Consider the following 21,118-nt stretch of genomic DNA (forward strand, 5'->3'; position numbering starts at 1 on the left):
CTCGCTCTATCTGGGCGATCGCCGCTCTCTTTTGTAAAGAATATGAGACGTAAATAAAGATTGTTTAGAGGTTGAATAGCCTGAGGGTAGATGAATGCAAAATAAGACTATGACCGCATACCAAGGATATTTAGCATGAAGTTTTGGCTAACGTTTCTCCAAGCCTTGCCTGAGCTAACCGACTCTGAGCTACAGAACATTCAAGAGAGTGACTTCTTTCGACAGCATTCTGAAACGAGTGAAACGGCGATCGCCACAAGTCTGACTGAAGTTCCTAGCTCTACAACAGTGGCGCAACTTCCCCTCGGCGGTGCGGTCATCTTTCCGGGCATTGTTGTCAGCTTGATTGTCCTTTTCTTGATCGCGGTTTGGTCCTACACCCGCGTCTATGTGATTACGCCAAATAACGAAGCTTTTGTGCGCACTGGTGGCGTGATTCGTAAAAAGAAAACAGTGATTTTAAATGGCGGTTGTATCGTGCTGCCCGGCTTCCACGAGCTGACACGCGTACCGTTGCGAGAAATCTCCATCGACGTTGAGCGTACCGGCAATCTAGCAGTGCGGACACAGGACTATCTCCGTGCCAATATGCGCGTGACATTTTATGTGTGCATTAATGCCAAAGAGGAAGATGTCCTAGTCTCGGCTGCCAGACTATCGAAGCAAGGCAGAATTTCCGAAGATGATATCAAAGATGCCCTAGAAAAACGGGCTGATGATGCGATTCGCGCGGCAGCAAAGCGTAAAAGTATTGCCGAAATTGACTCCGATAAATTGGGTTTTGCCGATGAAGTATTGAACCTGATTCAGCAGGATCTCAAAAAAGTTGGTTTAACCCTCAACAATATTGCCATCTCAGAAATCGAAGAGAGCGATACCTACGACGAAAATAATTTCTTTGATGCCCAAGGGGTGCGATTGCGCACGGAAACCATCCAAAAATCCATTAAACAAAAGCTCGAAGTCGAACTTAGTATCCAAAAAGAAAAGCGGGAATTGGAGCTGAATACGAAAGTGGAAATCGAAGAGCAAGAACTTTCTGCCGAACAAAAATCCTTGAAACTCGCGAAGTCCAAAGAAGAGGCAAAACTCGACCAAGCGAAAGCCATTGAATTTCTCAAGGCGCAACAGGCTCAAGAGATCCAAGCATCACAGGATCAAGAGTTAGCAAAGATTGAGCGCAATAAAATCCTGCAAGAAAAGGCCGTTGAAGAGGAAAAAATTCAAAAGAAACTGGCGATTCAGCAAAGTCAAATTGCCGCTGACATTGAACTAGAGGAGCAAAATAAAGCGCTCAAAGTTGCTCGCACTCAACAACAGCAACAGGCGGAAATTGCGGAGATTAATCGCCAAAAAACAATTGATGCTTCCCAGCTAAAGGCTCAGGTGGCCGTTGCGGAAGCTCAGCAAGAATCGCAAATCGCTAAAGAGGAGGCGGCGATCGCCATTGCGAATAAAGAAAAAGAACGTTTCGCCGCCGAAGCCGAGCGTACCCAAGCGGAAGAAGCTGTTGCCACAGCCCAAGCGGTTGAACAGGCAGAACGGGAACAACGCCTTGCCATTATTGACGCAGAGAAAGATGCCAATCAAAAACGGATTGCCGACCAAAACGTGGTAGAAATTGACGTTTTCCGTCGTCGCCGCCAAGCAGAAATTGCCCGTCAAGCGGCAGAGCTAGAGGCAGAATCAATTCGCACCTTAGCCGAAGCAAACCGCTATAAAGCCCTAGCTGATGCCCAAGGTAAGCAAGCCTTGATTGAAGCAGAAAATGCCCTTAGCAATGCCAACCGTACTGCTGAACTAATTAAAATTTTGCTGCCGATGATTGCAGAGCAACTGCCGGATATTATGCTGTCGCTAGCGCCCCAACCGGGGGTTTTGGGGGATGCGAAAATTTTTGCGTTTCCCGGTGGTGGCATGAATGGCAATGGGGGATCGGGTATGGAAGATATTAATAAGCTACTTTTGTCGACTAGCGGCATTTCCCTCATTAATACGTTTCTCAATGAAGGAAAATTAGGGGAATTGCTTGGTCAAGTCAAGATGTTCCTCAACGATAATTCGGCGGATACGGGTTCATCGCAAATCCTTGACGATATTGAGTCTTTAATTGATTCTTTTCAACGGGATCAAGATGTGAGGACGACTGCTGCTTCGGAGACCAATCCTTCGACGGCGTTTACGCCCAGTCGTTTAATGACACCGCCTGATGATGGGGAAAGTGAAGGAGCTTAGGTGAGGTGGGTGGGCTCTGCCCTAAGGGGAGGCTGAGCAGTCCAACGTAAAACTCAATAGGTTACTATGGCAGACGATTAGCTTTGGGGCATTTAGTGTGCTGTATTCTTGGCGAAAATGGAGTGTGTGTTTGGTGGCGATCGCCGCCCTGTGGGGTTGCAATCAATCCGGTTCCCTAGAAGATAGTCTCGCGCCGGATCCCCAGTTATCCCAGCAACCGACGGTGTTGGGTGAGGGCAACTCTAATGCTGATTTACCTGAAGATTTTCCGGCAGAAATTCCCCTTTACCCCAATGCGACGTTAATTCAGTCTCAAGATAATGAAACCGTTTGGGTGATCGCCGACAATGTTGAGCAACTAGAGACTTTTTACCGTGATACCTTGGCCGCAGAAAATTGGAATATTGTGGCGACAGAGCCAGCGGAGCTAAATTACCAACAGCTTGTGGCGACGAAAAATAATATTGAGCTGAGTATTGCCATCCCCACCGACTCCGCCCCCGCAGCCGAAGAGTCTGAACAGGCTGTTGTCGGTACGACCTTTGTATTGAGCTATCAAATCCTTGATGTACAGCCGCAACTAGATGCGGTGGAACCGTTAGAGGGCAACGAAAATCCTGCGACAACTGAGGAAAACCCTGCCCCATCAATACCGACAAATTCCTCTAAAAAGACACCGGAGCAAGTGCGAGATCTGGTTGCCCTAGACGTGTTTAAAAATGGGGACTTTCAAAGTAATGAAATCATTAGTCGCCGCCAGTTTGCCCGGTGGCTTTTTAAAGCCCATAACGCCATTTACGGCGATCGCCCCAATCAACAAATTCGCCCAGCCAATAGTACTAGTAGTGCCGCATTTCAAGATGTGCCCAGTAGCGATCCCGACTTTCGTTTCATTCAAGGGCTAGCCGAGGCAGGCATTATTCCTTCAAAATTAACCAGCGCCACCAATGCCAGCACCTTCCGCCCCGATGCTCCCCTAACCCGCGAAACTTTGATCACTTGGAAAGTACCTTTAGATCGTCGTCAAGCTCTCCCCCCAACGACCCTAGAACAAATTGCGGAAACATGGGGATTTCAAGATGCCGCCGAAATCGATTCCCGTGCTCTTCAGGCTCTCTATGTCGATTTCCAAAATGGTGACCAAGCTAATACCCGTCGCATTTTTGGCTACACAACGTTATTTCAACCGACCAAACCAGTCACCCAAGCAGAAGCGGCGATCGCCCTGTGGTATTTCGGCTTTCAAAGTGACGGCATTTCCGCAGCAGACATTTCACCTTGATTTTTTTCAATCGAGTTCTTGTAAAAATATAGTAATTTCGAATAAATTCTAGAGTGTTTCTTTGTCCTTCCTTGGGGAAGGTGGTCGAAGACCGGAAGGGGTTTCGATAAGTTACGCAACTTACAGAGAAATTGCACAAAACTCTCTCACCAGAAAGGCATTGATCCTTATTCGCAAACACCGTAACTTTTTTAAAGGCTGTAAAAGATTCAATGTCGTAACCAAAGACAAAAAAAGCCTCGATCTTCAGCAAAGATCGAGGCTTGTAGTGATTTGAGGTTTTAGACGAAACTTAGTTTGCCGCAGACATTTCTGTACTGCCCTTGGCGCGGCGACGCGTCAAAGTATTAAAGAGCATCGTGCCGATCGCCTTCACGAGATTACCTTCTAGCTCTTGGAACATTTTCATGTTCATGCCGAAAGCATCATTCGCTTCCTCAACAATACGATCCGCCATTTCTTGCTCGACATCAAGGCTATTCATTGCCGCACGGTACTTGTCTTTAAATGCTTTCTCGTCGTCGATAGTATCAAACTCATAAAATGCAGTGCCGTCGCCATCGAGGTTCATGGCATTTTGAGCAATTTTCTTGAGGATTTGACCACCAGAAAGATCACCGAGGTAACGGGTGTAAGAGTGGCTAATCAATAGCTCAGGGGCTTCGTTCGCCACTTGGTGAATACGATCTACGTAAGCCTGACCAGAGGGCGTAATCTTAATTTGGGATTGCCAGTTTGCACCGTAATAAAAACGCAAGTCGGTTTCAAGACTTTCTTTGCGGTTGAGTTCGGGGAAGTAAATTTGAGACACGATGGGATGATCCTTGAGACGCTCCATCTCCTCTTCCATCGCCGAGTAAACAAAGTAGAGATCCGTCACTAACTTCCGGTAGGACTTCTTCTCGACCACACCTTTCAGGAAGCATTTTACGAAGCCAACGTTCTCTGCCATTGTGTGGGATGTTTTGGTTCCCTCTCGTAACATTGTTGCTAAGTTAGCGACCATAGAAATAAATACCTTGTTTGTTTAGTTGGACGAATAACAGTAAAAGTTTGTTAAAAAAAGTAAACAAGCCTAAAAGTGCTTGGTTCGTAGAGTAACGGTTTTTTTGATGTTTTGCTATTAAGTTTTTTTACGCTGGATTGTTGCAAAAGTTATTGTTGGTCAATGGTGCAAAATCTTTTGCTGCACAGGTTTTTGGCGATCGCCGCCCCGACAAATGATGTTTCCTAAAGGGGGCAATTGTAACGTTATAAATGAAATTGTTTAGGGAAAAATAGCGGCGATCGCCCTGTTGAGATTTAGCCAATATTTATTAGGAATTAGTCGGCAACTGACTCATTTTTTCTAGGTCAAGCACCTGAGCTAAGGTTTTTTCATCCATGAGGCCTTTTTCGAGCACAATCTGACGGAGGGATTTACCCGTTTGCAGGGATTCTTTGGCAACATCGGCTGCATTGAGATAACCGATATGGGTATTGAGGGCTGTGACAAGGGCAAGGCTCCCTTCGGCATAGGCGTTACACCGTTGCTCGTTCGCCGTAATGCCTGCAATACATTTTTCGCTAAGGGCTTTGATGGTATTACCGAGAATTTCGATGCTGTGGATCAAATCGTAGGCAATCAGCGGCATCATCACGTTCAGCTCTAGCTGTCCTGCTTGGGCGGCAAAGGCGATCGCCGTATCGTAGCCCATCACCTGAAAACAAACCATGGAAGTCATTTCAGCCATTACCGGATTGTATTTGCCGGGCATAATCGAAGAGCCGGGTTGCACTGGCGGCAACTGAATTTCCTTTAAACCTGTATTTGGCCCCGAATCCATTAACCGCAAATCGTGGGAAATTTTAACCAGATCTTGGGCAAGGTTACGCAGGGAACCAGACACATTCACAAAGGGCGACATGCTTTGCATCGCTGCCATCAGGTGAGGCGCGGAAGTTAAAGGCTGTCCAATCAATTCACTCAGAATTTCAGCCACGCGAAAACGGTATTGAGGGTGAGTATTCAGGCCTGTGCCGGACGCGCTCCCGCCTAAGCCCAGAACTGTGAGATCCTTCGCTGCTGTTTCAATGCGTCCCATGTGAGCCGTCAAAATTTCCGCCCATGCGCGAAAACCTTCCCCCAATCTCACGGGCACTGCATCTTGCATGTGAGTCCGCCCAGATTTAACGATATTGGCAAATTCTTCTGCTTTATTGTCCAGAGCGGCGATCGCCCCAGAAAGCGCCGGATACAAACAATGTTCAAGGGCGAGGAGAGAGCCAATACGAATCGCTGTCGGAATGACATCATTAGTCGATTGACCGTAGTTCACATGATCATTGGGACTTACTTTTTGATAATCACCCTTGTCGCCGCCGAGAATCTCTAAAGCGCGGTTCGACAACACCTCGTTGACATTCATGTGGTGGGAAGTGCCAGCACCCGCTTGGTAGACATCCACCACAAATTGCTCCCGTAACGCTCCCCTGAGGACTTCATCTGCCGCTTTGACGATGGCTTCACTAATCTCTGGCGGAATACAGCCCAGCTCTCCATTGGCGATCGCCGTTGCCTTTTTAATCAGCACGCAGGCATCCACATAGGTATGGAGGGGCTTAATCCCACTAATCGGAAAATTTTCCGTCGCCCGTAACGTTTGAATGCCGTAATAAGCATTACTGGGGATTTGGCGATCGCCCATCGAGTCCTTTTCAATCCGGTAATCCATCGTCATCGCAAAACATCCTTCAAAAATTGTCCTTTGCTAGTGTACGACTAGACCCTACGTCTCATTTTGAAGAAAAGTTATTAGTCCTTGATTACCCAGTCATTGCAATCCGTGAGTTATGGTCATGCCAGAAAATTATGAAACAAGCAAAAATCTCAAGTCCCCCTTACAAAGGGGGATTTAGGGGGATCCCGCGTTTCAGACTTCATTGAAAAGACCATACAACCAAAATTAATCCTTCTTTTGCCAAGCCGGATGTTGGAACAAAGCCAAAATCACCTTTGTGCCGCGCAACTGATTTGTCGTCGGCAAATGCCCTTGGGGCGCATCCAAACTCCACGTAAACTCTTTCGGATATCGAGCAAAAGAACGACCATTACGCCAAGCGATTTTATCCCAGAGAGAGTTGAAATTTTTACCGAGGGACAGCCAAATTTTACGCTGCACAGAAAAACCAAATTTGCCCCCAGAATAAACACGCCAGAGCAAATCAATCATATAAAGATCATGGGCAGGAAAACGCTCCACTTCAGTGAAATAGAGCCATTTACGCTTAACCGCAGACTCGCCAGCTAGCTCCCACATTTTCCGAACTGTGAGTAGATCCGCCTCAAGAAAATCCTCTTCGATCAATTTATCTTGGATTTCTTGGTAATCAACCCCCCTAGTGGAAGTGAGCTCCACCACACCTTCTGGAAATTCCTGTTGCAGAAACAATAAATTATCAGAGGTTTGGTGCTGATTTAGAACCTGAATAATGCGTCCTGTCACTGGCGTTGGTTCTTTGTCTTCTTGAGATAATAAGTATTCCCGCAAACACTTAAAGCCCAGCTCGCCTTGATTAACTAGCGCAGGAATTTCCGCAAGCTGCTTTTTGGCAGTTAATGCTGAAAAATCTTGCAGTAAATCGCTAGTTGCCTCCATACAAATCGTTTCTCCGTAAGGTCAGTTCAGTGCTTAATAATCGGGATGCTTTTAGCGGCGCGCCCATGGAAAAATGAGACGCTCCTTCTTTAACTGCTGAAATCGATGCAAGTCACTATCAAACCAGACTATCACAGGAAACTAGGAGAAATATTTATGGTTCTTTAAAAATCTTTTTGATCAGGCCAATTGTTGCCCTTGGGTTGACATAATTCAGAATAGTGCTGTGATGTTTCTCCAGTGTGATCGCCAGTGCGTTACGGCGATCGCCAAAGGCATTGGAGGGGCTTTTATGGGGAGGACGAGGCATAGAAACGATTGTGATGTGGCGATCGCCATTTCTCGTCTTCACCTTGCCGCCGCTAGGGTGGCACTACTTTTCTTTGGGATCCGGTGCTTGATAACCTTTCTCATAGGCAAATCTTACTAACTGGGCGCGGTTGTCCAGCTGTAACTTACCTAAAATATTACTCAAGTGAGTTTGTACCGTACGGGGACTAATAAATAAATTTTCACTAATCTGCTTATTGGTTAAACCCTGTACGACTTCCCAAAAAACACGAATTTCCGCTGGAGTAAGGGGTAAAGGTTCCGGCTCTGGCTCCGTTGATTTGGCCTCTTGGATATTCACAGAATCTACTAACCGCAAAATTTCAGCATGGATCTGTTGGGTGCGCTCTAGCTGCCGTTCAATCTTCGCTAGCAACTCCTGCATCTCAAAGGGCTTCGTTAAATAGTCATCGCCACCAGAAGAGTGACCCTTTAAGCGATCCTCAAGCTCGTCTTGACCAGAAAGAAATATGAAAGGAACCAGTTGCCCTGACGGCATTGCCCGGAGACGCTGGCAAAACTCTAGTCCATTCATGGCGGGCATATTGACATCAGAGACAATGACATCAGGTTGGTATTTTTCCCAAATTTGCAGAGCCATGTCTCCAGAAACTGCCATTTCCACCTGATAACCGCATTGGGTTAGGAAATTTTGCAATATTTTGCGTAGGATAGGGTCGTCATCCACGACCAAAACTCGTTTCATGGCGTAATCATGTTCGGTAAGTTGCGATGAGAGTATGAGCAGGAAAGAAAGTAACTTTTCGTAATTTGGGCATTACCCTTCTACAGCTTAATAGCTTTTATTCAAAAATCTGAAAATTGCATCAGGAAAACTACTTAAAGTGATAATTTCCCGGTTTTTTTGCCCAAAATACAAAGTAAAGTTACATCATCAGCGGCTTTTCGGCTATGCCGCGGCGAATGGCGATCGCCTCGCGCCCAAGATAATACACAACATACAAGAGGGTTAATGCCGTTTTCGTTACGCATAACAGCCTAGGTTCATGGTTTTTTGTCTGTCGACTCAACCTAGTCAGCCATTTTGCTGATCTTGAGCTGACCTAGCAAAGCATCATTATTGGGTCTTGGGATCTGGGGAATTTAAAACCACCAATGTGAGTAACAGACCATGTTTTCACACTTTATCTCGCTGAATATGCAATAAAAATACAGATTTATTTACATTTTTTTGTAAACTAAGGGGAATATTAATTTGCCCTTGGTCTCAAGCCAACGCGCCACGGGAATGCTAGGAGGTCATCGTCTGTTATGAACAAAAGTCTCAAACCGGAAGAATATCTATTGTGGGGTCATGTTATTTCAATGGTATTTGGTTTAGCGGGTTTACTCCTCGTTTTACCCCATCCCGGCTTCGTTGCTAGTTTGCCTGAGTTTGGCAAATTAGCGTTTCGCTTATCGATGGCAAATGGCGGTGTCGTGTACATGGTTTTGGGGATGTTGGCCATCGCTCTGTATGGTTACCGACTACTCGGCCCTGCAAAATTGTTTGTTTTTCTAGTGCCCGCATTGCTCGTCTCTGTTTCTGCGGAGCTGATGGGTACAAGTACGGGTTTCCCTTTCGGGGATTATCACTACACTACGGGTTTGGGCTATAAGATTGCTGGGCTTGTGCCGTTTACGATTCCGCTGTCGTGGTTTTATCTCGGTTTTAGTAGTTTTCTCATTGCGCGGGTGGGTCTGCAGAAATATAATTTGCCCCGTTTTGTTTATTCCCTCGCGGCGATCGCCCTCGGTGCGTTATTGCTCACCTCTTGGGATTTCGTTTTGGATCCCGGTATGAGCCAAACTTCTGTACCTTTTTGGGAATGGGAAGTTGTTGGTCCCTTCTTTGGTATGCCCTACGAAAACTTCACTGGCTGGTTCGGCACAGGGGCAATCTTTATGGGTATTGCCAGCTTATTTTGGGGGAAAGAAAAAATGGAATTTTCCCGCGAACAACTGTTTTTGCCCTTTGCGATGTATCTCAGCAACTTTGTCTTTGCCACAGTGATGAGTCTTGGTGGTGGCATTTTTGGGCCTTTGCCCCTCGGGTTTGTCCTTGGTTTATTTCCCGTAGTTGCGCTGTATTTCAGCATTCCTAAGGCAAGTGATCAAGCTGTTACGATTCCCGCCATTGATGGCAACCTTCCTACGGACAAGATGCCTATCACGGCAGGTCGCTAATTATTAAAAAAAATTTTCCCCCAACTGTTGTTTTGGGGGTTTTTTGTATTCATTTTTATTTGAAACATTGATTCAGAAGGGCATTCATTCGTATGGATTGGTTTAGTGCAGAATTTGTCGGTGGGATTTCGCTGTTTTTCTTGGTGTTACAAGGTAGTGCCGCCATCATTGTTTTGTCGCGGTTTGCGAAAGGTGCTGTACGCCGTCCTCCCCTAACGCCTAAACCGTCCAATTCTGATAATCTTGCCTCTGTGACCGTCGTTGTACCGACATTAAATGAAGCAGAACGCATTCAGCCTTGCCTTGATGGATTAGGTCAGCAGAGCTATGAAGTGCGAGAAATTTTGGTCGTTGACAGTAATTCGACCGATGGCACTCAGGACAAAGTTTTAGCGATGGCTAAGATAGATCCTCGTTTTCGGCTATTAACCGATGACCCATTGCCAGAGGGTTGGGTGGGAAGACCTTGGGCGTTAAATTGGGGTTTTGAGAAAAGTTCGCCTGAAAGTAAATGGTTTCTTGGCATTGACGCAGATACGGAGCCGCAACGGGGCATGATTGCGAGTTTGCTCCAGGCTGCTGAGGAAGAAAATTTTGATCTGGTTACCCTCTCGCCGCAATTTATTTTGCAGTATCCGGGGGAGTGGTGGTTACAGCCTGCTCTACTGATGACGTTGCTATTTCGCTTTGATGTGGCGGGAATTCGCAATCCTGATCAGGATTCGGTGATGGCCAATGGTCAATGTTTTCTCTGTCGCCGCGAAGTTTTAGAAAAAGTTGGCGGCTACAGTTCGGCGGCTAGTTCTTTTTGTGATGATGTGACGTTAGCGAGAAATATTGCAAAGGCGGGTTATCGAGTTGGTTTCCTCGATGGGGCAAAGGTAATTAAAGTCCGCATGTATGAGGGTCTCAAAGAAACTTGGGATGAGTGGGGGCGATCGCTGGATCTAAAGGATGCCACGTCTAAATCAGAACTGTTGGGACAACTTTGGCTACTGATTATGGTGCAAGGATTGCCGTTGCCATTTACTTTATTATTTTTGGGTCTTGAGCATTGGGGCACACATGGACTCTTTTTTACGAGTCTATTGGGTTTAAATGCCGGATTATTGGTTGTGAGGTTTGCGATGCTCTTGGCGATCGCCGGGTCTTATGATCGCAGCCGTTATCCAAACAAAAATTCTTTATTATTTTGGCTATCGCCTTTTGCGGATCCCCTTGCTGTACTGCGGATTTTCCTGTCAGCCAATACAAAATCAATTGCATGGCGCGGAAGGAATTATCATCAGACTTAAATCCCGTTTATGCGATAGGTCTAATCTAATAACATGATTTAGTGGTAGAAATTTCTAAGTAAAACCTTTAATATAACTACCAATCAATATTTTAATAGCTGAGGTTCAAAAGCGATGCATATTTCTCGCTTGATAACTTGTGGTTTTATTGCCGGTTTAGGTATTTCTATATTCTTTACTGTCAAAGAAAGTGGATATGCTCAAACAGCAAATTCCGAGCCAATTATCAGTATGTCACCTCCCACAACTGAAAGTCCTATAGGAACTCGTCAAGGTTTAGAAGAACTTGCAGACCTCTTCGAAGCATCAGAGGCTACAAAGGCTAAGCCTATCAGACAAGTGGTGATTTCTCTTCCCGACGATATGCCTGATCAATATCGTCGTCGAGTAGCTGCTAATACTGCTATCCGAGAGTTTTTTCTGATTGCAGACAAAAAATCGTTTAAGTATGATGGTGATGTTCCAAGATCTGCCCCTGATATCACTGCTCCTCAAGGATTTAAAGCAGCACTCCCGAATGGTGGAACTATCGCTCTAAAGTTGAGAAAAGAAAATAATGGAAAGAAGCAAAGGACTGTTGGGGTATTGCGATTAAAAGATCATCAAATTCTTGGGTTTGAAGAGGTCAACCAAATTGAATTCATTGAAAAGTGACTTCTGCATTTTAAGCACTTTAATTTAATGCTTTAGAGTGTGTCGTCAATTAAAGAGTGAAGCCTCTTAATAGCAGCAATGGTTTCAGTGTTTTCAAGAACAAACTCAATTGCCTGCTGTGATTAGCCTTGAAGCCTAAATGATTACAGCTTCTAGGGATTCTCATTTTGAAGTAAACATTTAAACATCTACTCGATATCTGTATGAAGTTCAATTTCAAACACACATTAGCTTTTGGAACGGCATTACTTACAGGATTACTATTCGGAAATATTGCTGCTGGTGTCGCCAAAAATGAAAATTTTTCATTCCCTATTTATGAGATTGAAGCTCCAGACGGTTCATACTTAATCGCGGCGAGCACTCAGCTTGATAACTTACTTTATAACTTCACTTTTAGGTACAACAACACTGTTCGCTATTATAAAATTCCATCCCCTGATCATTATGCAGCGTACACGTTAGCGTGGCTTGAGTTTAGCAACATTGCTCAAGTATCTACCATATCTCCTCCTATATACTCACCTAGTGCAGGCTTTATTTATACTGCTAGACTAAAAGGTGTAGGTACTACAAATTTAAGGGAGTATGGTTCATCCCCACAGACAGAACCAACAATAGATATCCTCAATCACTATACAAGGACACTTAACGGTCAAACTTTTGACCAAGTCCGAGAAGTCAAGTTCCCATATACTAAACCTCTTTTCTGCCCTGTATCTACAACTAGTTGCTAGTGAGTATTCTTGAACACAATTAAGAGAATATGATGTTTACTTTAACAGAGGAAGAATATCGTCGGAGAGCAAAACCTGAGTTAATGAAAATTTTCTTAGACACAAATTCCCACGCTCCTATTTTTGGGAGCAATGTTGAGAAGGTGAAGCTCATATATAAATATTTTCCCCCCAATCTAGAACTTATTAATGCTCTTATCGACTCTGCCTCAAACTTGGGAGATTCAAGTCTGTATTTATCTATTGTTAACATTGTTAGTACTGACACATCTGTTACTAAGAATTGGGAAATTCCTTTTGATAAAATATCTGCTTATTTATCTGCTGATATAGATTCTTCTGGAATGGCTTATCAACTTGAGAATGTTATTTATTCACCTCAAGGAAAATGGGCGTTACTATACACATTTGAAAAATATGGTGTATTAGCAGGATGTGAACAGTTTATCGATGATTTCTCGCGAAAATTCCCAGATATTGATAGACAGATATTAGATTACTTAGGTCTGTTTCAAGAATGTATTAACTCTGAAGGAATAGGCAGGGTTAATACTACTTGGTTAGGTTCATTTTTGAAGACAGTCTATGGACTTAATAAAGCTAGGAAGTTATTAGAAAAAACTAGCCTTGAAGAGTACGTGAATATTTTTTGAACTAAGACTTGATAAATTCAGTAGATTTTTTACATGCATCAATAGTGAGTGTTATTTGTTCGAAATAGATACAAGCTATGAAATTGAGTGCGGTACTCTCACCAATGTTTAAGGGTCAGCAGTAATTGATCTTATGCTGAATAAAGGATTTTAATTTGTCCTCAACGGTGTGGAAAGTTTGCAAATTGACACTACAGCTACGACGAAAGTTTGGTGGTGACAGCTCTTCTAATTCTTCGTGATATACTTCTTGAGTTTCTTCGTTGTTCTAATTCCACCCTTTTTTATTCATGCCGTTCATATAAGAAGTCTGCTTTATTGAGGTTGGCGAGGAAAAATAAATAACTCTCCTTCTTGTTTAAAATGCTGATGCCGATGCAGCCCTTGGGATAAAAATCCTGCTTTTTTCGCAACGGCGTGGGCTGAGTAATTTTCTGGATGACAATAGGCTCTTACTTCCGCTTTTTTTGCGAGTTCGGCGACTAATCCTCGTAGGGCTTCCGTCGCAATACCTTGATTTTGATGGGCTTCATTAATACTGTAATAGCATTCTAAAATGCCCTCTGTGTAAGGTGCGTAGCCACAAGAGCCGACGTATTGATTGTTTTCTTTGGTGGCGATCCCATAGGAGTGAATCGGCTCGGCTGTGCCATAGGCTTCGTAGACAAAATTAAATAGGGCGATCGCCCCGGCTTCTGTTTTTTGGTCTGGCTCAAACATCAAATATCGCGTCGAGTTCTCATTCAACATAAAGCTCAAAAAATGCGGTAAGTCTGCTGTTTCAAATCTTCGGATGAGCAGTCGTTCTGTTTCTAGGGGGACATTCACAGTGATTTCTCCGTTTCTTTTTAATAGTAATTGAGTGAGATTTGCAAAGTCATAATCTCAAGGCGATCGCCGCCAATAGAAAAAACGAGCACCATAGTTTTGACGAAGCCGACAGCCTAGTTTGATAATAACTAGAAGTATTAAATTCCAAGTTGTCTTGTGTGCCGTTGATTATGTCGAATCTCCCAAAGTCCTTTGAAGAAACCCTAGAACAGGCAAAAACTGCCACGCTCACTAGTTTGGAAGCTGGATGTGGTCGCGTGCTGGTGGAGCTTTGTTTTCCAGAAATTGCCCTAAAAGCACAAAGCTTAGCGTGGAATTTTTCCCAGCTTTTCGTTGAGGAATATGGTTCTGGCCTGCGGGTGTTGTTTCCGGATACGGGAGCAGCAGCTTTGGCAAAACGGGATTGGGGTGACATTGAATTTAACGTCACGGACATTGGCTCTTCCCGTAGCCCTGTGGAATACAAGATTAACGACGCGGATCAAATTTTTATTGTGGTTTGTCCGTCGTCGGTGGAAGTTGCTCAGGTGGAAAAACTCTGTAATCTCGCTGGCGATCGCCCAGTAATTATGTTGATTCCCCAATTGGAAGATGTGTCCATTGTGGGCATTGGCTATGCGGCGCGGCAACTGCGGGAGCGTTTTATTAGTACCCTAGAAAGCGCCTATTACATTCGTCCCTACGAAGGCGCTATGGTGTGGCGTTCTTTCCCCTCAGGTTGGGAGGTGTACCTAGAAAAAGAAGAAGAAGGAGAATATGAACTGATCGCCACAGAAGCGACTAAACCCCTCGGTGAATATTTAGACCGTTTACTATTAGCCGCCGTTGCACCGGAAGATGGTGCAGAAGGTGAAACAAATACCAAAATTAAAAAGCGTGGCATTCTTGGTGAACTGCAAAGTTTCCTCAAAGCCCTCAGTAACTAACTCTGCAATTTCTGATGTCTGAGCATTCTTCTCCTAAATCTGAACTGAAAATCGCCATCGTCGGGGATATCCATGACCAATGGGATGAATTGGGCGATCGCCGTGCCCTCGAACTTTTAGCTGTAGATTGCGTGTTATTTGTCGGGGACTTTGGCAACGAAGCTGTCGATCTTGTGGCACAAATTGCCGCCTTGCCCCTACCGAAAGCCGCTATTTTCGGGAACCATGATGCCTGGTATACCGCCTCCGATTGGGGTCGCAAAAAAGCCCCCTACGACCATGCCCTAGAAGACCGTGTTCAGTTGCAACTTGATCTACTCGGAGATCACCATGTCGGTTATGGTTGCCTTGATTTCCCCAGTTTAAATTTGTCCATTATCGGCAGTCGTCCGTTCAGTTGGGGTGGTGAAAAATGGAAAAATAAGCGATTTCTGAGCGAGCGTTTTGGGGTCAATAGTTTCGAGGAATCCCTTGCCCTGATGATGCGTCACGTACAATCTGCCCAATGCGATAACCTAATTTTCCTCGGACATAATGGCCCCACAGGTTTAGGTGTAGAACCAGAAGATATGTGTGGTCGCGACTGGAATCCCCTTGGTGGTGATTTTGGGGATCCAGACTTTGCACAGGCGATCGCCGCCACAAAAAAACTCGGCAAAAATATTGCTTTCGTCACCTTCGGGCATATGCACTACACCCTGCGTCACCGCAAAGATCGACTACGCACCCGCGTCAAATGCCAAGACCAAACCCTCTACGTCAATGCTGCCCAAGTGCCGCGCCTCAAACAATATCCAAACGGCGATCGCCACCATGCCTTTTCTGTCGTGACCCTCAGCGAAGGCAGACCAAAAAAATCAGAACTAGTCTGGGTGAACCCAAATCAAGGAACCCAAGAACGCCAAACCCTCTGGGATTGTCATCAGCTCGAACTCGCTTCCTCCTGAGTGATTTCAATAACATTACCATCAGGATCTTGCAAAAATAGCGCCTGCCGACCCGACGCGCTCATTTGATAAATACAACCTTGGGCTTCTAACTGCGATCGCACCACTTGCAGATCTTTGACACCAAAAGCAACGTGGGGATTGCGGCCAATTTTTTCAGGATTTTGAATGGGCGCAGTAAAATTTGGATCTTCAATTAAATGAAACTGGGTATCACCAAGTTGATACCAAATACCTGCGTAATTAAAAGGTCGTGGCACCTTGGGTAGTTGCAAAAGTTGATCGTAAAATTTTTCCGAGCGTGCTCTGTCCGACACCAAAATCGCCACATGCAGACAGCGGGTAATTTTAATATCTGCAATATCTGCGCTAATCTCGACACTCTTGTGGGTCATTTTGTCGTTAGCCTTTTTTGTTTTTGTGATTTATTTAGGCTCATTTTAAAAGCTTCTTGACCCCATCCCCAATGTTCTTAGCAACAATCGCATACAACACTGTAGCTATTAAGCATCGGTTGCCGCAAAATTCGACCAGCCTTTAATTTTATTACCAATCCGAAACGAAATCGCCTGTGCTAGTCCTAAATGATCTGCTCCCATTAGAATCATGAAAGCTTGTTTCTTAACGCTGCTTAATTCGTCGGGACAATCTTGGAAATCCAGGCAAAGAACAGTGGATTGATCCCAAACTTCTCGGTGTAGTCGGCAAGCGTCAGGCAAAATCAGTAAGACTTTACGAAAACGGGCGAGAGCCTCTTGTTCGAATGCTGCGCTGCTACCTTGGGTCGAAGAAAATTGATGTTCAGCCATAATCCATTGAACTCTAAAGCTCTTTCTTCAACGTTAGAACTCCTAATGGCGATCGCGAGTATTGCTTCAGAATAGTTATCTTTGCTAGGAGTACATAACCTAAAGCGATAAAGGCTTAATTCTAATTGTTTATAATTACGAAGATAGGCTGATATTTTTAAAGTAAAGTGTTTGACTCCAGCTCGGCGATCGCCACCAGTTTTTAATCGGTTAGCCCCGCCACTATCGGTTCATTAAGCAGATATTGCAAGATATATTTTCAAGGCCTATTTAAAGCTATCCAAGAAATTTGGTAGAAAATAAAAAAAGCTGGAAACCCCATTACTTTTAGGCATCCAGCTTAATTGAAAGATTTAATTTTAGGTTTCGTTCAGTCGCCCATTGCTTTACTGAACAGTAATTTTGCCGACCATGCCAGCGCCACGGTGGGGTTGACAATAGTAGGAGTAATCACCGGCTGGAGCATCAGCGGGAATAGTGATGGCATACTCTTGATTGGGTGTCATCATGAGCTTAGGCTGGGAAAGACTTTCTGCTAATTCAGCGCCACCGGGATTGCTGTTCGCGTCAAAAACAACATTGTGGGGAAACACCTTATTGTTAACCCAAGTGATAGTGTCACCAGCTTTAACGCTAAGTTGAGCCGGTTGAAAGGCGAGCATACCGTTATCTGCACCCATTTTGATAATGTGATCTTCGGCTAATGCTGTGGGGGAAAATAGCCCGAAAATGCAAGCTACTGCGGCAACCATCATGGCTAGTCGCTTGCCGAGGAGAGAGAGTCGTTTCATGGTCATCCTGAGAAAATATTACGTCGAATTTACTTTTATTTACTATAGCAAGAACTTTTGTCAATATTTTTCTTGTTGTCCTTAGATCATTGGTAGTTAGTTTGCGAAATGATGTTGCGGCGATCGCCAAATTCCCTCTTCAAGGTTTGAATACAGACAAAGAAATCCCTCTAAAGCTTTAGTTAACTGGCTTTCCCGATCTGCTTTCAGCAAGGTAAAAGGGGATTTTGTGTGGGGAAAATATAACATTATTAATTTCTACTCAGCATAAACGGTCAGTTTTGGCAATTATTTTGGGGCGATCGCTGGCAAACAAACTTTGTATTTCGTTACAATTTGTTTAGGTCTATGGAACCCATAGGTTCTGGGGCAGAAAAGAAAAATAGCAGATTGTTTGACCTCTTTTTGCCTCAGTGCGCAGTCATCCATCTCACTTATTTTTTCTTATGAATTTTAAAAATACCCTTACGGCGGTTTTTAAGCCGACCCTAGAAGCTGATATCAAGTCTCAAATTGCGTGGACTGTTTTCCGAGTTACTGTCGGCATTTTTATGGTGCACAATGGCCTCGATAAGCTGTCTGATATTGAAGGTTTTGCGGCGGCTTATGTTGAATATATTGGCTTGCCTTTCCCCATTTTCTTCAGTTATGTAGCGGCTTTCACGGAGCTTTTAGGTGCGCCCCTCGTTGCTCTTGGTTTGTTGACTCGTCCCGCTGCATTTGGTCTTTTTTCGACAATGCTCGTGGCGATGTACCACCACATTTCGGTAGCTGGACTGAGTATTCCTTACCTTGAATTGTCGGCGATTTATGCATCTTGCTTCCTCTTTTTCACTGTCAATGGTGCAGGTGTAATTTCCATCGATGCGTTGATTGCAAAAGCCCTAACTGGCGATGTTGTTGATGAAGCTCAGCGAGATGTATTAGAGAAAAACTACCAAGCTGAAACTGTCGCTAAATAGTTTGCGGTGATGTGAATTTTTTAGGGATTATAGTCATAGTCGGCAAGATTGGTGGGGGTTTAACATGTTAAACCCCTACAGGATAAGGTTTTGAAGTTTATCTGATATCTTAACTTTGATGGTTTTAATTATACCGACCCATGATGAGGCGATCGCCTGAAACGTTTTGAGTCAATGTGAATACCATTAATCCAAATTTTTTAACCCCACAGAATCCTGTGGGGTTCTTTTTTGTCTATAAAAATCGGTGCTTATTTAGATCTAGTCGTCGTCGGCAAGATTAGTAAGGGTTTGACCTGTTAAACCTTTACAGGGAAGGGCTTTAAGGTCTATCGGATGTCTTAACTTTAATGGCCTTAGCTATTTCTTTTCGGCTAATAGTTACAGGGTTTTATGCATTGCCGTAATTTTTTCGACCACCTGTTCAATGGTCATGCCATCAGTCACGATTTCAACTGCATCAGCGGCTTTTACAAGGGGGGCAATTTTGCGGGTACTGTCGAGGCGATCGCGCTCTGTGATGTCAGTTTCTAATTTTGCGAGGTCGACTGTTTCACCTTGGGCTTCGAGATCTTTGGCTCGGCGACGGGCACGTTCTGCAGGCGTTGCGGTTAAAAAGATTTTTACTTCAGCATCAGGAAAAACGTGAGTACCGATATCCCGCCCCTCAGCGACAATGCCTCCTTGTTTGCCCATATTTTGCTGTTGTTTGACCAATGCTTCTCGCACAGCGGCTTGAGCGGCGACGACTGAGACTTGTGCTGTTACAGTTGGTGTACGAATCGCCGTGGTTACATCATGGCCGTTTACCAGAACAGTAGTCGGTTTTTCTGGGTCTTCAGAGGGCTTTAATTCGACAGTCGCGCCGCTAACGAGTTCAGCAACGGCAATTTCATCTTTTGGATCAAGCTTGTTTTCTAAAACGAGCCAGGCGATCGCCCGATACATTGCGCCTGTATCAAGAAAGAGTAAGCCCAGTTCATCGGCAACGCGGCGGGTAACTGTTGATTTCCCAGCGCCAGCGGGGCCATCAATTGCAATAATCGGTTGGCGAGAATTCAGCATGACATTATCAATGAGACGAGTTGCTCCGACATGGGCGGCAATAGCCAGTAAACCAGATTCTGTCACTGTTGTGAGGGGCTGTAAGGTTTCGGGATGCACGAGTTCGATATATTGCAGTTTCACCTCAGGACATTTTTTGAGGGTTTGATGGGCGATCGCCAACAATTTTTCGCCCTCCCGTTCCCCTGTTTTAAAAAGTTGGTGGGCAGCGGCTAACGCTTGGGACAAACCTAGAGCTTGAATTTTTTCTGCGTCACTTAGATACTGATTTCGAGAACTGAGGGCGAGGCCAGATTCCTCCCGCACGATGGGGCAGCCTTGAATTTTGACAGGTAAATATAAGTCTGTGGCCAGTCGTTTAATGATGGCTAATTGCTGCGCATCTTTTTCGCCAAAGTAGGCAATAGTTGGACGCACCAGTTGCAGAAGCTTTACAACAATTGTCGCTACACCAACGAAGTGACCCGGACGATATTTGCCGCAAAGGGTGTGGGTCATGGAATTAGGCGGCACAATTTCTACCGATTCTGCCTGACCATAAATTTCGTCAACGGAGGGCGCAAAAATCAAATCCACACCCAAGCTTTCGCAAAAGTGGCGATCGCCTTCTAGGGTGCGGGGATATTGATCAAGATCTTCATTTTCACCAAATTGGAGGGGGTTAACGAAAATGCTAACCACCACAAAATTAGTTTCAACCCTTGCCCGACGAATAAGACTACCGTGCCCTGCATGCAAAGCCCCCATCGTCGGCACAAAGCCAACTTCTTTTTCCGGGGCGATCGCCGCCAAAGCAGCCTGCAAGCCAGCAAGGGTTTTAACCAAAATCATGGGTTATGTCGCGCCTTAGATTACCGAAGAATCTCTAGTTTGACATTTCCCACACCAGAAGACATCAAACCAATTTGCTGGGCAGAACCCTTAGACAAATCAATTTCCCGACCACGGATGAAAGGACCACGATCATTAATGCGGACAATCACAGATTTGCCATTACGCATATTTGTCACACGCACTCTGGTGCCGAAGGGCAATGTTTTGTGCGCCGCAGTCATCGCATACTGATTAAAACGTTCACCATTAGCTGTGCGACGACCGTGGAAGCCCGGCCCATACCAAGACGCATGGCCTGTAAAAGAACGCACAACTTTGAGAACAGGCTCAACAACTTTAGGCTCAGGTTTGCCAATAATCTCCGTGATTGGTTCTGCATCCCCAAGTAAACGACGCAAACGGTTTGCCGCAATTAGGGCATCTTGCTCACGATTGTTCGTGCTATCAGCGAGGGTGACATTTTCATCAACCTTGACAACCACATCTTCGCCATAGACGAGGGCGTACTGATTTTCAGATTTCCATTGCACAGCAAGCTTGGCCGCATCAAAATCAGGAGCCTCAGCCAGTTGATTAATCTTAGAAGAAACCACAGTGGCGATCGCCTCAGTTTCAGTCCCCGGGAGGTCACTAGGATCGCGGAAGGTCAGAACCGGCAAACGGTTAATGTAGAGAGTCGTTGCAGTCCGTCCTTCAAAAGGATAGGAAAAAATTGTAGCGAGGGAATCTAAAGCCTGATCCGTATCGAGAGTTTGAGTCCGGGCAATCTCTGTGCCGCCATTATCTGCATTAGCAGAGGTCAAACTAGAAGCAAAAGGAATAGTAATAACAGTGGCAAAGGTCGCCAAAAATAGAAAAAGAGGTTTTCGTTTAAAAGACATCCAAAAAGTAATTGAGTTCAACTACCAGCAACGTCATTTTTTCCGAAGAAACAGGTAATGA

Annotated in this window: 23 protein-coding genes; 10 read left to right on the forward strand and 13 right to left on the reverse strand. The window is 44.8% G+C overall.

The annotated features are described in order from the left end of the window. The first annotated feature begins 135 nt into the window (after nucleotides 1-135). Entirely contained in the window at nucleotides 136-2,235 is a 2,100-nt protein-coding gene (locus NIES208_RS01190) for a flotillin family protein (protein WP_075888867.1), read from the forward strand. Nucleotides 2,236-2,332: 97 nt separating this feature from the next. Next, the gene (locus NIES208_RS01195; protein ID WP_225875220.1) at nucleotides 2,333-3,517 is read left to right on the forward strand and encodes an S-layer homology domain-containing protein; all 1,185 of its coding nucleotides are present in this window, start codon (nucleotides 2,333-2,335) and stop codon (nucleotides 3,515-3,517) included. A gap of 292 nt (nucleotides 3,518-3,809) precedes the next feature. On the opposite strand, the gene NIES208_RS01200 is transcribed toward NIES208_RS01195, so the two are convergent. The 7 genes from NIES208_RS01200 to NIES208_RS18785 form a co-directional block, all read right to left on the reverse strand. Next, nucleotides 3,810-4,523 (reverse strand): biliverdin-producing heme oxygenase, encoded by a 714-nt coding sequence (locus NIES208_RS01200; protein WP_075888869.1) that lies wholly within the window; start codon nucleotides 4,521-4,523, stop codon nucleotides 3,810-3,812. 127 nt (nucleotides 4,524-4,650) lie between these two features. Then, a complete protein-coding gene (locus tag NIES208_RS18780; protein WP_171971685.1) occupies nucleotides 4,651-4,827 on the reverse strand; it encodes a hypothetical protein in 177 nt (58 codons plus the stop codon). Between the two features lie 6 nt (nucleotides 4,828-4,833). After that, on the reverse strand, nucleotides 4,834-6,237 hold the full coding sequence (locus NIES208_RS01205) for an aspartate ammonia-lyase (protein ID WP_075888871.1): 1,404 nt from the start codon (nucleotides 6,235-6,237) through the stop codon (nucleotides 4,834-4,836). Nucleotides 6,238-6,462: 225 nt separating this feature from the next. Beyond that, the gene (locus tag NIES208_RS01210; RefSeq protein ID WP_075888873.1) at nucleotides 6,463-7,155 is read right to left on the reverse strand and encodes a GUN4 domain-containing protein; all 693 of its coding nucleotides are present in this window, start codon (nucleotides 7,153-7,155) and stop codon (nucleotides 6,463-6,465) included. A 154-nt stretch (nucleotides 7,156-7,309) separates the two neighbouring features. Beyond that, entirely contained in the window at nucleotides 7,310-7,507 is a 198-nt protein-coding gene (locus NIES208_RS18435) for a hypothetical protein (RefSeq protein WP_139324948.1), read from the reverse strand. A 21-nt stretch (nucleotides 7,508-7,528) separates the two neighbouring features. Beyond that, nucleotides 7,529-8,191, reverse strand: coding sequence for a response regulator transcription factor (locus NIES208_RS01215; RefSeq protein ID WP_075888875.1), 663 nt, complete (start codon nucleotides 8,189-8,191; stop codon nucleotides 7,529-7,531). 181 nt (nucleotides 8,192-8,372) lie between these two features. Further along, nucleotides 8,373-8,516, reverse strand: coding sequence for a hypothetical protein (locus NIES208_RS18785; protein WP_171971686.1), 144 nt, complete (start codon nucleotides 8,514-8,516; stop codon nucleotides 8,373-8,375). Between the two features lie 241 nt (nucleotides 8,517-8,757). On the opposite strand from NIES208_RS18785, the gene cruF reads away from it, so the two are divergent. The 5 genes from cruF to NIES208_RS01240 all read left to right on the forward strand — a co-directional run bounded on the left by cruF (nucleotide 8,758) and on the right by NIES208_RS01240 (nucleotide 13,011). Further along, a complete protein-coding gene (gene cruF / locus NIES208_RS01220; RefSeq protein ID WP_075888877.1) occupies nucleotides 8,758-9,672 on the forward strand; it encodes a gamma-carotene 1'-hydroxylase CruF in 915 nt (304 codons plus the stop codon). A gap of 92 nt (nucleotides 9,673-9,764) precedes the next feature. Next, nucleotides 9,765-10,967 (forward strand): 2'-O-glycosyltransferase CruG, encoded by a 1,203-nt coding sequence (gene cruG / locus NIES208_RS01225; protein WP_075888879.1) that lies wholly within the window; start codon nucleotides 9,765-9,767, stop codon nucleotides 10,965-10,967. A gap of 114 nt (nucleotides 10,968-11,081) precedes the next feature. Continuing rightward, the gene (locus NIES208_RS01230) at nucleotides 11,082-11,621 is read left to right on the forward strand and encodes a hypothetical protein (protein ID WP_075888881.1); all 540 of its coding nucleotides are present in this window, start codon (nucleotides 11,082-11,084) and stop codon (nucleotides 11,619-11,621) included. A gap of 203 nt (nucleotides 11,622-11,824) precedes the next feature. After that, the gene (locus NIES208_RS01235) at nucleotides 11,825-12,358 is read left to right on the forward strand and encodes a hypothetical protein (RefSeq protein ID WP_075888883.1); all 534 of its coding nucleotides are present in this window, start codon (nucleotides 11,825-11,827) and stop codon (nucleotides 12,356-12,358) included. A 29-nt stretch (nucleotides 12,359-12,387) separates the two neighbouring features. Beyond that, nucleotides 12,388-13,011, forward strand: a complete 624-nt coding sequence (locus NIES208_RS01240; RefSeq protein ID WP_075888885.1) for a hypothetical protein — start codon at nucleotides 12,388-12,390, stop codon at nucleotides 13,009-13,011. A 315-nt stretch (nucleotides 13,012-13,326) separates the two neighbouring features. Here the strand turns inward: NIES208_RS01240 and NIES208_RS01245 are convergent, their stop codons facing one another. After that, complete coding sequence (locus NIES208_RS01245; protein WP_075888887.1) at nucleotides 13,327-13,839, reverse strand: GNAT family N-acetyltransferase; 513 nt, start codon at nucleotides 13,837-13,839, stop codon at nucleotides 13,327-13,329. A 173-nt stretch (nucleotides 13,840-14,012) separates the two neighbouring features. Here NIES208_RS01245 and NIES208_RS01250 point away from each other — a divergent pair, with 173 nt between their 5' ends. Continuing rightward, entirely contained in the window at nucleotides 14,013-14,768 is a 756-nt protein-coding gene (locus tag NIES208_RS01250) for a DUF1995 family protein (protein WP_075888889.1), read from the forward strand. Nucleotides 14,769-14,782: 14 nt separating this feature from the next. Continuing rightward, on the forward strand, nucleotides 14,783-15,715 hold the full coding sequence (locus tag NIES208_RS01255) for a TIGR04168 family protein (RefSeq protein WP_075888891.1): 933 nt from the start codon (nucleotides 14,783-14,785) through the stop codon (nucleotides 15,713-15,715). On the opposite strand, the gene NIES208_RS01260 is transcribed toward NIES208_RS01255, so the two are convergent. The 3 genes from NIES208_RS01260 to petE form a co-directional block, all read right to left on the reverse strand. Beyond that, the gene (locus NIES208_RS01260; RefSeq protein ID WP_075888939.1) at nucleotides 15,691-16,068 is read right to left on the reverse strand and encodes a VOC family protein; all 378 of its coding nucleotides are present in this window, start codon (nucleotides 16,066-16,068) and stop codon (nucleotides 15,691-15,693) included. The two genes, NIES208_RS01255 and NIES208_RS01260, sit on opposite strands and share 25 nt — an antisense overlap. 150 nt (nucleotides 16,069-16,218) lie before the next feature. Continuing rightward, nucleotides 16,219-16,524 carry a hypothetical protein gene (locus NIES208_RS01265; protein WP_075888893.1) on the reverse strand — a complete coding sequence of 102 codons (306 nt, stop codon included), beginning with the start codon at nucleotides 16,522-16,524 and terminating at the stop codon, nucleotides 16,219-16,221. 386 nt (nucleotides 16,525-16,910) lie between these two features. Beyond that, nucleotides 16,911-17,315: a plastocyanin gene (gene petE / locus NIES208_RS01270; RefSeq protein WP_075888895.1), complete on the reverse strand. Its 405-nt coding sequence runs from the start codon at nucleotides 17,313-17,315 to the stop codon at nucleotides 16,911-16,913. A 446-nt stretch (nucleotides 17,316-17,761) separates the two neighbouring features. Between petE and NIES208_RS01275 the strand changes: the two genes are divergently transcribed. Next, nucleotides 17,762-18,277 carry a DoxX family protein gene (locus NIES208_RS01275; RefSeq protein WP_075888897.1) on the forward strand — a complete coding sequence of 172 codons (516 nt, stop codon included), beginning with the start codon at nucleotides 17,762-17,764 and terminating at the stop codon, nucleotides 18,275-18,277. Between the two features lie 381 nt (nucleotides 18,278-18,658). Here the strand turns inward: NIES208_RS01275 and NIES208_RS01280 are convergent, their stop codons facing one another. After that, a complete protein-coding gene (locus NIES208_RS01280; RefSeq protein WP_075888899.1) occupies nucleotides 18,659-20,173 on the reverse strand; it encodes a bifunctional pantoate--beta-alanine ligase/(d)CMP kinase in 1,515 nt (504 codons plus the stop codon). Nucleotides 20,174-20,193: 20 nt separating this feature from the next. Beyond that, nucleotides 20,194-21,024, reverse strand: a complete 831-nt coding sequence (locus NIES208_RS19565; RefSeq protein WP_282956254.1) for a septal ring lytic transglycosylase RlpA family protein — start codon at nucleotides 21,022-21,024, stop codon at nucleotides 20,194-20,196. Nucleotides 21,025-21,118 lie beyond the last annotated feature (94 nt).

The sequence above is a fragment of the [Limnothrix rosea] IAM M-220 genome, assembly GCF_001904615.1.
In the GTDB taxonomy this organism is placed as follows: Bacteria; Cyanobacteriota; Cyanobacteriia; order Cyanobacteriales; family MRBY01; genus MRBY01.

Excerpts from the sequence above, each read along its gene's own strand:
- NIES208_RS01190 (WP_075888867.1), top strand. The coding sequence starts at position 136 with ATGAAGTTTTGGCTAACGTTTCTCCAAGCCTTGCCTGAGCTAACCGAC.
- NIES208_RS01200 (WP_075888869.1), bottom strand. The coding sequence starts at position 4,523 with ATGGTCGCTAACTTAGCAACAATGTTACGAGAGGGAACCAAAACATCC.
- NIES208_RS01205 (WP_075888871.1), bottom strand. The coding sequence starts at position 6,237 with ATGACGATGGATTACCGGATTGAAAAGGACTCGATGGGCGATCGCCAA.
- NIES208_RS01210 (WP_075888873.1), bottom strand. The coding sequence starts at position 7,155 with ATGGAGGCAACTAGCGATTTACTGCAAGATTTTTCAGCATTAACTGCC.
- NIES208_RS01215 (WP_075888875.1), bottom strand. The coding sequence starts at position 8,191 with ATGAAACGAGTTTTGGTCGTGGATGACGACCCTATCCTACGCAAAATA.
- cruF (WP_075888877.1), top strand. The coding sequence starts at position 8,758 with ATGAACAAAAGTCTCAAACCGGAAGAATATCTATTGTGGGGTCATGTT.
- cruG (WP_075888879.1), top strand. The coding sequence starts at position 9,765 with ATGGATTGGTTTAGTGCAGAATTTGTCGGTGGGATTTCGCTGTTTTTC.
- NIES208_RS01230 (WP_075888881.1), top strand. The coding sequence starts at position 11,082 with ATGCATATTTCTCGCTTGATAACTTGTGGTTTTATTGCCGGTTTAGGT.
- NIES208_RS01235 (WP_075888883.1), top strand. The coding sequence starts at position 11,825 with ATGAAGTTCAATTTCAAACACACATTAGCTTTTGGAACGGCATTACTT.
- NIES208_RS01240 (WP_075888885.1), top strand. The coding sequence starts at position 12,388 with ATGATGTTTACTTTAACAGAGGAAGAATATCGTCGGAGAGCAAAACCT.
- NIES208_RS01250 (WP_075888889.1), top strand. The coding sequence starts at position 14,013 with ATGTCGAATCTCCCAAAGTCCTTTGAAGAAACCCTAGAACAGGCAAAA.
- NIES208_RS01255 (WP_075888891.1), top strand. The coding sequence starts at position 14,783 with ATGTCTGAGCATTCTTCTCCTAAATCTGAACTGAAAATCGCCATCGTC.
- NIES208_RS01265 (WP_075888893.1), bottom strand. The coding sequence starts at position 16,524 with ATGGCTGAACATCAATTTTCTTCGACCCAAGGTAGCAGCGCAGCATTC.
- petE (WP_075888895.1), bottom strand. The coding sequence starts at position 17,315 with ATGAAACGACTCTCTCTCCTCGGCAAGCGACTAGCCATGATGGTTGCC.
- NIES208_RS01275 (WP_075888897.1), top strand. The coding sequence starts at position 17,762 with ATGAATTTTAAAAATACCCTTACGGCGGTTTTTAAGCCGACCCTAGAA.
- NIES208_RS01280 (WP_075888899.1), bottom strand. The coding sequence starts at position 20,173 with ATGATTTTGGTTAAAACCCTTGCTGGCTTGCAGGCTGCTTTGGCGGCG.